11 protein-coding genes and 2 pseudogenes are annotated in these 14,634 nt (G+C 66.9%); 6 read left to right on the top strand and 7 right to left on the bottom strand.

All coding sequences use genetic code 11. The annotated features are described in order from the left end of the window. The first annotated feature begins 417 nt into the window (after nucleotides 1-417). On the top strand, nucleotides 418-1,668 hold the full coding sequence (locus tag HNR57_RS38985) for a hypothetical protein (RefSeq protein WP_184568141.1): 1,251 nt from the start codon (nucleotides 418-420) through the stop codon (nucleotides 1,666-1,668). A 200-nt stretch (nucleotides 1,669-1,868) separates the two neighbouring features. Here the strand turns inward: HNR57_RS38985 and HNR57_RS38980 are convergent, their stop codons facing one another. After that, nucleotides 1,869-2,309 carry a hypothetical protein gene (locus HNR57_RS38980; protein ID WP_184568139.1) on the bottom strand — a complete coding sequence of 147 codons (441 nt, stop codon included), beginning with the start codon at nucleotides 2,307-2,309 and terminating at the stop codon, nucleotides 1,869-1,871. Between the two features lie 35 nt (nucleotides 2,310-2,344). On the opposite strand from HNR57_RS38980, the pseudogene HNR57_RS38975 reads away from it, so the two are divergent. After that, nucleotides 2,345-3,457: pseudogene (locus HNR57_RS38975) on the top strand (globin domain-containing protein); the annotation flags it as partial. A gap of 122 nt (nucleotides 3,458-3,579) precedes the next feature. Continuing rightward, a complete protein-coding gene (locus HNR57_RS38970) occupies nucleotides 3,580-5,151 on the top strand; it encodes an oleate hydratase (protein ID WP_184568135.1) in 1,572 nt (523 codons plus the stop codon). An 873-nt stretch (nucleotides 5,152-6,024) separates the two neighbouring features. Here HNR57_RS38970 and HNR57_RS38965 read toward each other — a convergent pair. From HNR57_RS38965 to HNR57_RS38950, 4 genes are all read right to left on the bottom strand, one after another. Next, nucleotides 6,025-7,392: a UvrD-helicase domain-containing protein gene (locus tag HNR57_RS38965; RefSeq protein ID WP_184568133.1), complete on the bottom strand. Its 1,368-nt coding sequence runs from the start codon at nucleotides 7,390-7,392 to the stop codon at nucleotides 6,025-6,027. 55 nt (nucleotides 7,393-7,447) lie between these two features. After that, the gene (locus HNR57_RS38960) at nucleotides 7,448-7,933 is read right to left on the bottom strand and encodes a UvrD-helicase domain-containing protein (protein WP_184568131.1); all 486 of its coding nucleotides are present in this window, start codon (nucleotides 7,931-7,933) and stop codon (nucleotides 7,448-7,450) included. Nucleotide 7,934: 1 nt separating this feature from the next. Continuing rightward, the gene (locus HNR57_RS38955) at nucleotides 7,935-9,812 is read right to left on the bottom strand and encodes an ATP-dependent nuclease (protein ID WP_184568129.1); all 1,878 of its coding nucleotides are present in this window, start codon (nucleotides 9,810-9,812) and stop codon (nucleotides 7,935-7,937) included. A 569-nt stretch (nucleotides 9,813-10,381) separates the two neighbouring features. Then, on the bottom strand, nucleotides 10,382-10,567 hold the full coding sequence (locus tag HNR57_RS38950; protein ID WP_246555416.1) for a hypothetical protein: 186 nt from the start codon (nucleotides 10,565-10,567) through the stop codon (nucleotides 10,382-10,384). A 216-nt stretch (nucleotides 10,568-10,783) separates the two neighbouring features. Between HNR57_RS38950 and HNR57_RS38945 the strand changes: the two genes are divergently transcribed. Both HNR57_RS38945 and HNR57_RS38940 read left to right on the top strand, forming a co-directional pair. Next, complete coding sequence (locus tag HNR57_RS38945) at nucleotides 10,784-11,641, top strand: RNA polymerase sigma factor (protein WP_184568127.1); 858 nt, start codon at nucleotides 10,784-10,786, stop codon at nucleotides 11,639-11,641. Then, nucleotides 11,638-12,321 carry a hypothetical protein gene (locus tag HNR57_RS38940; protein WP_184568125.1) on the top strand — a complete coding sequence of 228 codons (684 nt, stop codon included), beginning with the start codon at nucleotides 11,638-11,640 and terminating at the stop codon, nucleotides 12,319-12,321. The genes HNR57_RS38945 and HNR57_RS38940 overlap by 4 nt, the downstream gene beginning before the upstream one ends. Before the next feature lie 523 nt (nucleotides 12,322-12,844). Here the strand turns inward: HNR57_RS38940 and HNR57_RS38935 are convergent. Both HNR57_RS38935 and HNR57_RS38930 read right to left on the bottom strand, forming a co-directional pair. After that, nucleotides 12,845-13,015: pseudogene (locus HNR57_RS38935) on the bottom strand (pirin family protein); the annotation flags it as partial. A gap of 350 nt (nucleotides 13,016-13,365) precedes the next feature. Beyond that, a complete protein-coding gene (locus HNR57_RS38930) occupies nucleotides 13,366-13,788 on the bottom strand; it encodes a MarR family winged helix-turn-helix transcriptional regulator (RefSeq protein ID WP_184568122.1) in 423 nt (140 codons plus the stop codon). Nucleotides 13,789-13,886: 98 nt separating this feature from the next. Here HNR57_RS38930 and HNR57_RS38925 point away from each other — a divergent pair. After that, on the top strand, nucleotides 13,887-14,634 hold a 748-nt coding region (locus HNR57_RS38925), incomplete at its 3' end, for an aldo/keto reductase (protein ID WP_184568120.1).

Below are 14,634 nucleotides of genomic sequence, written 5' to 3'. Positions count from 1 at the left end.
TAGAGGCGGACCGTGTCCAGGGCGCCCCACACCGGCTCACCAGCGTCGCCCCTGCGCTGCACGCGGTTCAGGACCAGGCAGTGGTCATGCAGGAGTTCTTCGCGTTCAGGGTGTCTCATGAGACAGCTGATCGCGACCTTCGCGCCGATCAGCGAATCGCGCGCCGCGCCGCCAGACGGTGTGAGCCTGTGAGGCGGTGAGACAACGCCAAGATGCTGAATCGGTGCGCCGGCTCCGGCAGAACAGTGGGTCATTGATGAGGCTCCATGATCTTCCCCACCAGCTGCTTGGAGGTTCCCTAGACCTGCTCGCCGTGAATGCCCACCTGCAGCAAGTTGTGGACCGGTGCCGCTCGGGCGGGACCAGCTGTTGCTGCACCGCGGAGGCTGTGTCAGTGCCTCCTGCGATCCTTCTTCGATGATCAACGAGTACGAGAAGCTGCTGGCGGGGCTGGACGATGTGGACTGGGCCAGCCTGTCCCACGCCTACGAGTCGGCGCATGACGTTCCAGGGCGTATACGCACCCTGTGCGGGGGCGACGACGAGGCGCGCAAGGAAGCGTTCAGCAGCCTGTTCAGCAGCATTTTTCATCAGGGCAGCCGCTATTCGGCCTCTCCGGTCGCCGTGCCGTTCCTCGCGAGGATCGCCCTCGCAGGCCCTGCGGCCGCCCGCGAGGACACGATGTGGCTGCTCACCCGGCTGGCCGTGGACTGGCACGACGAGTACGACGTGACCACCGGCATCAACGTGGACGGATGGCGTGCGGCCGCGGCGGAGGCCGGACCGGAGGAGCTCCTGCCGTGGTACGAGGAGCAGCTAGCCGCCGCGACGGATGCCGACCAGCGCGCACAGCTACAGGAGATACGGGACTGGGTGGCGGCCGGTAACTCGCCCGATTCCCGGTGGTCGGCGCTTCAGTCATACGACGCCGTCCTCGACGAACTCCCGGGCCTTCTCGCCCTACTCGACGATGATGACGCCCGTCTGCGGACCCGGATCGCCTACCTCCTGGCTTGGTTTCCCGAATTCTCCACCACCTCCCTGCCCCGCCTCCTCGCCCTTGCTGCACACGAGAAGGACCCGGTCACCGCAGCCACCGCGCTGCTTGCCGCTGGCCTCGTCGGCCCTTCTTCCACGGCCGAGGACATCACCCCGTACCTGGATGCCGCAGATCCGCTGATGCGGTGGGCCGCGGCTACCGCCCTCATCCGCCTTGCCGGCCTTGACGGAACCCCTGTCGGCCCTGGCCTGCTCGGCCGGGCTGTCACGGAACTCACCGCAGCTGCCCGCAGCCCGTTCAATTGCGTAACCGACTACTGCGAGGGCGACCTTCACGGACACATCGAGCGCACCCTGCATTCCCTGCCGCCTGGCTCGGACCCGGCCGCCGTGCGCGAGGCGCTCGACGCATGCTTGCCTCGCATCGTCTGGGACTGCTACGGGTCCCGCACCCGCAGGGCGATCGAGGAGCTCTTTCCCGCTCCGCAGCCGCACCCCGCGCCCCGCTACGCCGACCTGACAGCGGCGCAACAGCAGCTGTTGGGCGATCTCGCCGGCCACCGGCACGCGTGGCTCATCCGTTCGTCCGCAGACCGGCTGCGGGACCTCGGCCTTCCCCACACGCAGGAAGCACTGCAGTCCTTCGTCGGAGCGCACCGCACCGCCTGAAGCACCGCAGCACCACGCAGCGAGCGAAGGAGTGCTCAGGAACGTAAAGGCAGCACGGCTACTCAGCCCGACACGCACGCTGAACACGCGAGCTACTCCTGCTGGCCACCTGTGAGGCGCTCGTTCCGTTCCTCACTCAGTTGAGAAGCGGAGCACGTGAGGCATCGAGCAGCCCCGACCGATCTCAAAGATCCTCATCATCATCTCGGCCTCCTGCGCTGGGGGCCGATTCCAACGACGATGGTCGTGGCCCGTTCGCTGAGTTCGTCGCGGAGGGCTTCGTTGTCGTGGTGGAGGGCTGCGATGGCGACGGCTGCCGCTTGAAGCTGCTTCTCCAAGTGGGTGCACTGCTGGGTCTTTGCGGTCAGCTTCTTGCGCAGGTCAGCGATGATTGTGTCGCGTTGCGCTTCGCGCGGGGTCGTCTTCCCGTGCTGGGCGATGTGGGCGTCCCACTCGGCGAGGACTTCCTGGGCTCTGTTCATGGTGGCCCGGCTGACCTGGGCTTCTCGCCAGAGGTTCTCCTTGGTCAGGCGCCCATCGGTCCTCTCCGGTCGTCCGGCGAGGAGTCTGGCCATGGCGGCGCGGAGGGCCGCGCCGCTCTTGGTGCTGACCCGTCCTCTCGTTTCGTCCCCGGCGGTCATGGGCGGGCCTCGCCGGCTTTGTCCAGGATCGCTTCGACGCGTTCGAGCTGCTCGACGGGATGTTCAACCGTGGCAACCAGGCCAGCGGAGCCCAGCGCCGCGCCCTGGCCGGCTCGATCGCGGCCTTCGCGACCGTGTTGCTGGAGCAACCGGACGTCCGGCCCGACGCCCTGCTGAGCCGTATCGCGCACAAGCATGCCGCGGTGGGGGTCACCGACGACCAGTACACGATCGTGCACAAGTACCTGTTCGGCGCGATAGCCGAGGTCCTCGGCGACGCGGTCACCCCCGAGGTGGCGGCCGCGTGGGACGAGGTGTATTGGCTGATGGCCGGCGCCCTGATCGCCCAGGAGGCCCGCCTCTACCAGGACGCGGGCGTCGAGCCCGGGCAGATCTGGCGGCAGTGGACGGTCGTCGAGCGCCGCAGCGAAACCGACGACGTGGTGTCCTTCCTGCTCCGCCCCTCCGACGGGCAGCCGGCACCGCAGGCGCGGGCGGGCCAGTACGTGAGCGTACGGGTGCTGATGGCCGACGGGGTGCACCAACTGCGCCAGTACAGCCTGTCGTCCGACCCGGGCGGGGATCTTCGGCGCATCACCGTCAAACGGGTCGCAGGCACGTCCGGCACGCCGGACGGCGAGGTCTCCAAACTGCTGCACGACCAGGTCCGAGAGGGAGACGAACTCACCCTCTCGGCTCCCTTCGGAGACGTCTTCCTCGACGACCCGGCCGACGCCACCACCCCGGTCGTCCTGGTCTCCGCGGGCATCGGCGGCACCCCCATGACCAGCATCCTGGCGCATCTCGCCGCCCTCGGCTCGACCCGGCCGGTGCTGGTGCTGCACGCCGACCGCTCCCCCGCCGACCATGCCCTGCGCACCGAGACGGGGGAGCTGGTCGGGCAACTTCCGGGTGCCCGCGCGGTCTTCTGGTACGAGCAGCCCGGCCCTGTGGAACCCGATGCGCGCGAGGGCCTGATGAACCTCGACGGCATCGAACTTCCCGACGGCGCCACGGTGTTCCTGTGCGGGCCGCTGCCGTTCATGCGGGAGGTGCGCGGCCAGTTGCTGGCCGCGGGCGTCCCGGCGCGCAGCATCCGCTACGAGGTCTTCGGCCCCGACCTGTGGCTGCCTGGCCCGGCGGCCTGAACGACTGATGGGGCCGTCCGGACCAGGTGAGTGACCAACAGCCCACTGACGGCGCACGCAGGCACGGGAAACGCTGACGCCGTGCGGTTCCCGAACAACGGGCCAGAACGAGGAGTTGTGTGATGGCGAAGGCATACCTGGTGGGCAGCGGCATGGCGGCACTGGCCGCGGCCACGTTCCTGATCCGCGACGGCGGATTCGACGGAGCGGACATCCACCTCTTCGAGGAGCAGCGCAACATCGGCGGCAGCCTGGACGCGGGCGGCACGGCCGACGCCGGCTACACCATGCGCGGCGGGCGGATGTTCGAGGCCGAGTACCGCTGCACGTACGACCTGTTGTCCGGCATCCCCTCGCTCGACGACCCCTCGGTGTCCGTGACGCAGGAGATCCTCGCCGGACACGAGGACTTCGCCTGGGACGACATCGCACGGCTCGTGGACGGCGACGGAAAGATCGTCGACGTGAGCTCGATGGGTTTCTCCGAGCGCGACCGCCTGGACCTGGTCCGCTGCCTGGTGACACCCGAGGGACACCTGGACAGCAAGCGGATCACCGACTGCTTCTCCGAGCACTTCTTCACCACGAACTTCTGGTTCCTGTGGTGCACCACCTTCGCCTTCCAGCCCTGGCACAGCGCCATCGAGTTCCGCCGCTACCTCAGGCGCTTCATCCATCTCGCCCCCGAGTTCTCCACCCTGTCCGGCATCCATCACACCCGCTACAACCAGTACGACTCCGTCGTGCGCCCCCTGACCACCTGGCTCCACGAACGGGGCGTCACCGTCCACACCCACTGCCACGTCACCGGCCTCGACTTCGCGCCGGGGCACCGGTCCACGACAGTCAAGCGCATCTGCTTGACCCGGGACGGCCGTGACGAACAGATCGACGTGGCCCCCGAGGACCTGGTCCTGGTGACCAACGGCTCCATGACCGACTCGACCAGCCTCGGCTCCCACTTCACTGCTCCGCCGCCCCCTCCCCGGAACTCGGACGCCTGGCTGCTCTGGCACCGGCTGGCCAGGGGCCGCGACGACTTCGGCAATCCCGACGCCTTCGACAAGCACGTCAAGGAGTCCCGCTGGGAGTCGTTCACCGTCACCACCAAGGACCCCGCCCTCCTGGACGCGCTCGCGGAGTTCAGCGGCCGGGAGACCGGCCGGGGCGGGCCGATGACGTTCACCGACTCCAACTGGCTGCTCACCATCACCGCGGGCCGCCAGCCCGTCTACCGCGACCAGCCCGAAGACGTCTCCGTCTGGTGGGGCTACGGCCTGCGCCCCGGCCGCGCCGGCAACCACACGCCCAAGCCGATGACGATGTGCTCCGGCCGGGAGATCCTCGAAGAGGTCCTGCACCACATGCCCTTCGACGACGCGGTGGCGCCACGTGTAGTCGAGACCTCCACCGTCGTGCCCTGCCTGATGCCGTACATCACCAGCCAGTTCCTGACGCGCCGCCGCGACGACCGTCCCCAGGTGGTACCCGAGGGCTCGGTCAACCTCGCCTTCATCGGCCAGTTCGCCGAAGTGCCCGACGACGTGGTCTTCACCGTCGAGTACTCCGTGCGCACCGCCTGGACAGCCGTGTCCCAGCTCCTCGGCCTCGACAGAAAACCGCCCGCGGTCTACAAGGGCCACCACGATCCCCACGTACTGGCCGCCGCTCTGGAAACCATGCACCGCCGGTAATCCGGATCGCGACCAGGGAGCCGTGGCCGCGGTGGGACTGGCCGGGCACGGCGACGGGTTGTACGCCGTCAACGAGTGAGGCCGACCGGTACAGGCGGCGATCGTGGCGATGGACACCCGTGCCGAACCGCTGCTGTAGGAGTGGCGGAGCACTCCGATCTGGTCTGGCGCCATCAAGCTGTCAGGGACGGTGCCCTTCGCGGGCCCCGGCCACCCTGCTGGCCTGGCTCGCCCGCCACGAGCCCGAGGCGCTTCAGCAGGCCCGCCGGCGCCGCAAACCTCGCGCACCTTCTCACCCTGGGAATCCGGGTCTGCCCCACGCCGCTCCGACAGGCCCGGTTGCCGCTCCCGCAGTGTCACCACGAGCCGGTCCGCCTTCGAGCGAGAAGACGGGTCGGCGGGGTCGGGAACGTAAGCCGCAGCCCACCGCCGGTTCATCATCTGGTCATCGGCCGGCGTCTGGGACTGCCTCCTCGAAGCCGTGATGCACTTTGCGCGCGATGCGGACGCCGTTGCGCCGCGGGTTCCGGAGCAGACACCGACGGCCGAAGAGTGGCTGCCATCACTTACAGAGGCAGCGCTTGGCCACCGTAGGGCAATGGCAGACGGTTGCCACCCTGCGGTAGCGGCTTACGCGTCAGAGTGCAGGCAGTTCTGGCCGACGCCAACTGTCCGGTCTCTAGTAAGAGCGGTTTACTGCAGGGCCCGACAGTTGCCTGCCGCCGGGCAGCGGCCCTGGGCGAGGCAAGATCCCGGCCATTCCCGGGCCAACGACTCCAACGAACTGTCGACGTGGCGCTACCACTGCACGGCCAAGCCTCCCTTCTTGACCATCGTCAGCCGAGGAAGCTCGGCCGATGCGGGCACGGTTCGTCATGTCGGTAGCCAGGGGTCTCGAACGTCGTGGATGGCCCATCCCCTCCGGGCGAGGGCCTCGGTGTGGGGTGCTGCTCGCTCCCTCAACGCTGCCAGAGCAAGGAGGCGAGTGGGGCGGGTGGCTCCGACGAAGATGAGTTGTGCCGCGCGGCGGATCGTGGGGGAAGCGCGAGCGATGTCGCTGGCACCGGCCAGCAGTCCCAGTACCTCGGCGACATCGTGCTTCTTCCCTGTTCTGTCCAGGCACTCAAGGACGAGGGTTGCGGCATGTGTTTCGCCCTTGGCGCTCTGAATGGTGCCCGCCACGGAGGTCACGATGCCGGATTCGTTGATGAGGTGACGTGTCGCCGGGGCCTCGGCCGGGAAGTAGGCCATCGGTTCCTGCAGAGCGGTGGGGTCCTCCCACGAGGATTGCGTGAGTTCGGGCAGTGCCTCAATCAGTTGCCGGGTCAGCCGTTGCCACCCTTCCTCGTCGTCCAGGGCATCGGTCAGCAGCGAGTTCAGCAACGCCCGGATCCGTCCGCCCACTGTGGTGGGATCACGGTCGAGACGGCTGAGTGGCGGAAGGCCCTCTGGGGCGCAAGGCCGGACGGCGCCGCGCAGCGTGTTCCAGAACTGCTGGACAGCGGCGTGAGTGTCACCGTGCCGGCGTTGCTCCTGCGCGGTGCGGGCCGCTGCGATGAGGAGACCGCGCGTCTCTCCGCGCCCGGGGAGGGTGAGGCCGGGGACGTAGCACGCGAGGGACTGCGGGAACTTGGGGGAGCTGCCCGGGTGTCGTCGGGCGCCCAGCACTCTGGGGGGATTTTCCAGGAGCAGGTGCCGCGGGACTAGAGACCTGGCCAGGCGCTCGAAGGTGGGCACCACCTGGTCGACTGAGTCCCGGTCGAAGAGCAGCAGGGCAATGGTGCCTTCAGGCCCTGTGCCTTCGATGCGTTGTGAGCGGTGGACGGTCAGATCGCTGGCCAGTGAGGCGATCTTGGTGCCGAATCTGCGGCTGACCGGGAGTTCGGCGGACATGGGTAGCGGGAAGGCGGAAGCGCCGATCTGGGCATCTCCGCGGTCTTCGAAAATGCGCTGGTTGACGTCTCCGACTCGCTGGACAACGGTGTGTCCGGCGGCGAAGACCTTGTCCAGCAGGCGTTGTTGCATGGCGCTGGTGTCCTGCATCTCGTCCAGCAGGACGAACGGGAAGCGCATGGCGGTGGCTTGGGCCAGGGTGGGATTCCGTGTCAGGTGGCGTTCCGCGATCGCGAACATGTCGTCGTAGCGGAAGATGCCGTCTCGGGCGAGTCGGCGTTTGAGGTGGTCGAATTGATTCCCGCTCTGGGTCTCGGCGGAGAAGGGGAGCGTCCGTGTGGTCGCCACGGTCAGGTGGCTTCCTTCGCAGACGAAGCGGGCCTCGGAGATGAGTTGGTGGCCGTCACGCTGGCGCCCCAGGGTGCCCTTGAGTACGGTAGCGGGGGTGGCGGTGCAGTAGCCGGAGCGCTGCTGCCGCGTAGGCCTCGTCGTCGACCGTCTGGATCTCGACCTTCATGGAGCGAAGAGCAGGCAGCGCGAGGAAGGTGTTGACGAAGGACTGGATCGTGCCGATGAAGTGCGGGTACTGCAGCAGGCTACGGCCGGCTGGTACCGCGTCGAGGCGGGCGCTGATCTCGTCCTTGGCGGTGTTGGTGTGGGAGATGACGCACACACCGCGCGTCGCTGACCTCCACCCTTGAGCCAGGAGCGCCAGTTTGAGGCCCACAAGGCTGGTCTTGCCCGAGCCGGGTGCGGCCTGCAGGTCGAGGGAGATCATCTGCTGGACGAAGTCCCATTGCTCTTGGTGCGGAAGGTCGAGTCCGAGGAGGGAGGCGGCCGTCTCGATCCGGTCCTTGGCGAAGGAGGCGGGGTCGTACGGGATCGTCATGTCACACTCCGCCGCAAAGGTGGCTGAAGGCACCCCGCAGGTACGGCGGCAGCTCGTCGTCGGACAGTGAGACGCCCTTCAGAAGCCGGGCCGCATGCTGGGCGGCGATCGCCTTGCTCGCGTTCTTCATCCGTAGGGGCCGGTAGACACGCAAGCCCACCTCGGGCAGCGGAACGCCCCCTGCTTTCCAGGCCTTGACCTCGTCCCCGGCTCGTCGCTCGGCCTCTTCCAGCTTCTCTGCGGCGGGCCACGACCGCTCGGAGATGCGGGCGCATTGGATCGCTTGGTGCATGACGGAGGCCAGCGGCCAGGATGCGGCCGCGAGATCGTACTCCAAGGTCCAATGGTCAGAGACGTACGTCCGTACGTTGCCGCTGTCCCCGGCCTCCAAGAGCGTGACGTGGGCGGCGATCTCCGCAAGGGTCATCTCGGCCGAGCTGCGCAGTTCGCCGCGCATGTCTTTCGGAGTGTCCTTCGGGACCAGGTCCCGGTCGCGGATGCGAGCGACGGCGACAGGGATCTGCTCGCCGGGTCGCTGGAAGATGCGGCTGTAGCGGAACAGACCAGTGTGTCCGACGTTGACCACGCTGACGCCGGCTCGACCGAAGGAGCGGCCGGTTGCCTGGGCAAGGGCCGGCAGCAGCAGCGCCTCGGCGTCACCCTCCACGATGGCGACGGCGCGGGCGAAGAATAGGTTCGCCTTGGTCACGTCAAGGAAGCGGGAGAGGAAGGCATAGTCGCCGGCCTCAAGCTCTGTGCAGTCAGGGGCCAAACTGAAGGATTTACCGCGCGCCACCAGGGTGAGGTGCTCGACCGGTACGGCACAGGCGAGATGGGCGCTGTGCGTGCTGAGGATGACCTGCACCGGCGGGCTGGATTCCTCGGCACGTTCTTGCAGGAGTGCCATCACCCGACTTTGGAGCTGGGGATGGAGATGAGCCTCGGGCTCCTCGATCAGCAGCAGAGGCGCGGTCTCACTGTTGCCGAGCAGCAGCAACTCGGCGGCCATGAACAGGGCATTGTTGTATCCGAGTCCTCGCTTGGTCCACTCCTTCGGTCCGCCCACCTCTGTGGAGAGTTTCAGTTCCAGCCGCTCCAGTGCCCGGGGAAGGGTTGCGTCGCCGGCAACTCCGATCTGACCAGAGAGCACATCTGAGCCGATCGAGAACTTCTCCAGATAGTCCCCGTTGATGGCATCACGTGCTTCCGCCACCGCGACATTGGCGTTGATGTGATGTTCGGCCCGGCTGAGGATGCCCACCAGCGTCGTCGCGGTGTCGTTCGCTGCGTCGAAGTCGTTGTCGGTCTGCTTGGCGATGGCGGGATAGCTGGCGAGGATGTGCGACAAACGTGATCCGCGGCCGGAGCGCAGCTCGGCCTCGGCGTCGCGCAGGGGTCTGAGATAGGTGGCCTTGAGCAGTTCCCGGGCCGCGCCGTCGAGTGCAGGCCCCTTACCGTCGGGACCGGTCCGCGTGGTGACCGATACCCGGTTCGACGTCAGGGGATCCATCAACTGCGCTTTGAGGGTGACATAGAGAGCCGTCTCACCGCTTGCCTCGGTAGTGACCAGCTCCAAGAACGTTCCCTGCTCCTGGACGGTGAGATCCCGGAAGGCGCACGTGACGGTAAACGTGTCCGCTCTCCCACCGCGTCCCGTATGGAAGTCGTCCTTGGTGATGCGGTAGAAGTCAGCCGCCGTCGTCAGCAGACACAGCCGGATCGCATCGACGATCGCAGTCTTCCCGCTATCGTTCTCCCCCACCAGCACACTGATGCCGGGGCCGAAGTCGATGCGCAGCGACTCGTCCTCGTCCCCCTGCCGCTGCGGCGCCGAGCCGAAGATTCGAAAATTCTCGGCCCGCACATGTGCCAGGTACACCAAAGCTCCCCCGGACAAGCCTGCACCTCTGCGCAGCACAGGCGATCACAGTCGCCTCAAGTGCCCCACCAGTTGCGACTCGTGGCGTAAGCATACGAGAGCCACTCACACTCCAGAGGGAAAACCACATGTGCTGATGCACCGCGCTGACAGGCACCATCCAGACCACGGATGGGCTCGGCCGTGGAAGCCAAGAGCGTCGAAGCCTCTCCGTCGGCAAAGTTGCCTCGTTGACCCGTTCGGCGAGCGCGCCGTCGTCACCAGCCAGCTGGCGCGGATTGGGGGATAACAAGGTGCGACGAGCGACTTGAATACTCAGATGCCAAGGCCCGGACTCTGCAGGCGGGCCAGGACGTGTGCGGCACTTCCGACGCGTACGGGATGCAGCTGCGGGCCGAGAAGAGTTCACCGCCATCGCTCAGGACGGCATCCGCGTCCACATCGACGTCGTCCGCAAGATCAACCCCTGGAAGGACGTCTCGACGAGGGTGAAGAAGATCATCAATCTCACCATCCCATCCGGGAAACCGAAGCTGTTGACTGCTCGACCGCGTGTCACCCCGTTCCACTCACGCAATGATCGTGTGGAAGAAGAGAACGGCGGCGGTGAAAGCGGCCCCGCCTGTGAGGATGCCGCTGGCGACAGGCCCACCAGCCAGCACGGTCAGGATGCCCGCACTCAGTCCGCAGAGCACGCCGAGCAGCAGGATGATGGCCGTTCGCAGGCTGAGCAGCGGCTTGTTCTCGTTGTTCAACGTCAGTTCCTCATCTGAAGGGAAAACCGGTCGAGCGGACCGGGGCGTTGATGCTGTAGCGCCCGTCGCACCCACATCCCCCGGCATGAGCTCAATCGAGGTAACGACGACAGAAACACCAGCGGGGTGAGGGGGGAGGCGCACGTGCCACGCCTAGGACCTCATGCGGCAGGCGGTAACCGAGGGACCGTGGACCACAGCGACGAAGGAGCAAACGTGCCGGACGAGAGCAGTGAGGACTCCGCCTCCGAGGGCGCCCCGCGCGATGACCGACAGGAGGAGGAACTGCCGGAAACCGATCTGGTCGGCCTGGAGGATGTGCTAGTCGGCTACCTGCCGGTGCAGGAGGACCGCACATGCCGGAAGGCCCGGCTGGAGAATGACCGGCGCCTCTTCGAAGTCCTGCGCAACGACTGCTTCGAAGGACCGCGGTATCAGACGGCAGTCAGCCGCTGGATGGACTATGGCTGGCGTGTCGTGATGAAGTGGATCAACAGTGGCGAGATCTTCCGCCAGTGCTCCCGCGCCCACTGCCCCATCTCCCGAAACCTGATCACGACGACGTGGACCTGGGACGACCGTCACGGCATCGCCACTGAGGCGGTGATCAACGGCCACGCCCTGTTCCACAAGTACGGATTGGTCCAGGGCAGGTGGAGCGCCGACAAAGGCGCCAGTCTGAGCACCTATTTCGTCGGCGCATCAGTCCGTGCCTTCCGCCCGGTCTATCTGCGCTGGTTCCGGAACCAGCAGACCTGGGAAGCCGAACTGGCTAACCATTCTGATCACGACATGCACAACGAGATGCGCAGGATAATCCCTGCTCAGCGGGTCGCCGACCCCTACTACGCCGCAGCCACCCACGACGCACTTAAGCGAACGCTTCTGTACATCCCCGACCCCCAAGTCCGGGCGGGCTTTTACTGGCGTGCCCTGGGCTACACCCAAGCTGAGGCCGCCGTCCAGGTCGGGCTGACAGAAAAGGCCCTGGAAAGACGAATCAGCCGTAACAGAGCCCGAGTTCGCACGATCCTTGAACCGCAGCCCGAACTGTGGGAGGAGGGCGTTCTATGACCAGTCGACAGAACGCCACTGGCGAAAACTTCGCTGCAGCCGAGATTGACGACGGCTTCGCCTCCTTGCTCGAAGCCTCCAGCCTCGGCGCCCCACACGTACAGGCCGAAACCCCTCCCATCCCGGCAGACGTAAGCGGTCGGCCCCCCCATGCTGTCGGCTCCGGACTGATGCAGCGGCTGGAGCAACTCGGCACGGCCACCGCCCGCTACGCATGGGCCGCCGCTGTCCTGGGTGCGTCCCACTCGACGGAGCTCGTCGCCGCCATCGCGGTGCTGAGCAAAGAGGAGGCCGCCGAGACGGCCGAGAAACTGCTCGCAGCTCGCGTTCTAACCGAAAGCGACGAACCTGGCAGTGGCCTGGAATTCATCCATCCACTCATCGCCACGACCATCTACCAAACCATCCCGCCGGCTCTGCGGATCGCCATGCACTTCGTGGCCTCAGAGGTCGTCTATGCTGCGGGGCTCGGCGCCACTACCGCTGCCCGACACCTGCTGGAGGTTCCCGGCGAAGGCTCTCGCGAAGTGGTCGCGCGCCTACGGGAAGCCGCCCGTGAGCACCTTCGCGCCGGCGCTCCGGAGGCCGCCCGGCGCGTCCTGTGCCGGGCACTGCAGGAACTCCCCCCTTCGGAGGAGCGCGCAGGGCTCCTCCACGAACTCGCCACGCTACCTACCTGATCACGGTGAGCCTGCGGCACTTCACCGAATCAGCCACTGTCTTGCCAGATCAGCGCTACAGCAAGCAGGTACCACCAGCAGACCAAGAACTTACTGGGAGTACTTCGCCACGGCATCCTCTCGAGGGCAGGGCCGAGCACCCACCAATACGGCGCCACTCACGCCTTGTCGACTTCCCACAAGACGACAGGGCTACGGCTGAGTCCCCGTACCGAAAGGGACCCAGCCGCCCGTCAGGTCAGCATCCGCCCGATGGTCGGCCAGTCTGCAATGCCCAATCGGACGCCGCACAGGCACGCCATGGCCCCGCACCGCCACCTGATGACTCGTCAGTAGAGTGAGCAAACGGTTAGCAAGAGTCCTGCCACAGCTGCCGACAGATAGCCATACCGTGGACTGGACCAGCACCGCCATCGGGCCTGCAACACGCCCAGCCGTCGGACCACACGGAGTGGAAGTACGGGAGACAGCACACGGCGGCAGGTCGCCCACCCGTCACCCATCACTCAGCTATTTCGGCAGGTCAGCGGACCCTTCCCCGCGGCTTCAGGCGTGTCGGTGGCAGCTCGGGGGCCGGCAGCGGATCCCCGTCGTACCCCTTCACCTCCCCGAATCTCGACCCTTCCATCCAGTCCCGGCGGGCCTGTACGATCTCCTCCTGCGACCGTCCGATCCAGTTCCAGAACAACTGGAGCGCGCCGCATCACCGCCCCATCTCAGCGGAGCGACTCACGGGCGATACTGAAGAGCACCGCGGCCTTCGCGCCCGCCGCTTGCTGTGCACCCATGACACACCCAACCATGCTTGGGCGGTGCGGGCCGTGGGACCTCGGCGCGGGCCGGGACACCAGGGGAACCTTTCGGATCCAGTTGTTCTGGGCGGTGACGGTCACCGTCCTAGCGGCTTACGGCCGCTACTTCGTGCAGCATGCCGAGCGCGACCGCGCAAGACCGATGGCGAGGTCCTGCCGGAGCTGTGCGACCTGCTCGGGACGGCGATCGACTTGCCCGGCCCGGTGTTCAAGGCGGAGGTGGATCGTGCCCTCAGGTGTCGGCCATGAGCTGGAGCAGGTCGCGCAGGTCACGCCGTTGGCTTTCATCGAGGGCGGCGAGCGGGTCGCGGGCAAAGCGGAGGCGGGCGAGCAGGTCTCGGGCGATCTCTTTCCCGGTGTCCGTGATAGCCAGGAGTTTGACTCGCCGGTCGCCGGGATCGGGCTGACGCTCGAGCAAGCCTCGACTCTGGAGCTTGTCGACGATGCCGGTGAGGTTGGAGGGCTCGGCGCCCAGGCGCTCGGCGATGCGCCGCATGGGCAGGGCGGCGCCCTCCAGGGAGATGAGTACCTTGACCTGCTGCGGGGTGAGGCCGTGGTGGGCAGCCGCGGACTCGTATTCGCGGGTGTACCGGTCGGTGATCGTTGAGAAGAGAGCGGTCACCTCGGAGGTCAGCGGGTCGGGAGTAGGCGTCATGCTCCCACTCTAGATGAAGTTATAACGGTCTACAACGTTTGACAATAATTGTTATGCATCATAATGTTGGTTCATCCCTACCGAACAGGAGTCATCACATGAAGCAGCGCACCCTCGGCACCGGCGGCCCCTCCGTGTCCGCCGTAGGCCTGGGCCTGATGGGCATGTCCGAGTTCTACGGAGCCACCGACGACAGCCAGTCCATCGCCACCATCCACCACGCACTCGACATCGGCGTGAACCTCCTCGACACCGCCGACGTCTACGGAGCCGGCCACAACGAACGCCTCCTGGGCCGCGCCCTGGCAGGACGGCGCCGCGACGAAGCCGTCGTGGCCACCAAGTTCGGATCCCGAGCCAGCGCCGACAGGACCACCTTCACCGTCGACTCCACCCCCGAGTACGCGCAGCAGGCCGTCGACGCCTCACTGCAGCGACTGGGCCTTGACCACATCGACCTGTACTACCTGCACCGCCGCAACCCCGCCGTACCGATCGAGGACACCGTCGGCGCCCTGGCCGAGCTCGCCGCAGCCGGCAAGATCCGCCACATCGGACTGTCCGAGGTGAACGCCAACACCCTGCGCCGCGCCCACGCCGTGCACCCGATCACCGCCCTCCAGAGCGAGTACTCGCTGTGGGAGCGCGGACTCGAGGCCGAGATCCTGCCCACCGCCCGCGAACTGGGCATCACCGTGGTCCCCTACTCGCCCGTAGGCCGCGGATTCTTCTCCGGCAAGATCACCGACACCGCCACCCTGGCCCCCGACGACTACCGCCGCTTCGACCCCCGCTTCCAGGGCGAGAACCTGCAGAACAACCTGAAGCTGGCCGAGCGGGTCCGCA

It is taken from the genome of Streptomyces paradoxus (assembly GCF_014202475.1).
In the GTDB taxonomy this organism is placed as follows: domain Bacteria; phylum Actinomycetota; class Actinomycetes; order Streptomycetales; family Streptomycetaceae; genus Streptomyces; species Streptomyces paradoxus.
The sequence above is the reverse complement of the archived record's forward strand: the minus strand, read 5'-3'. Positions and strand labels throughout refer to the sequence as shown.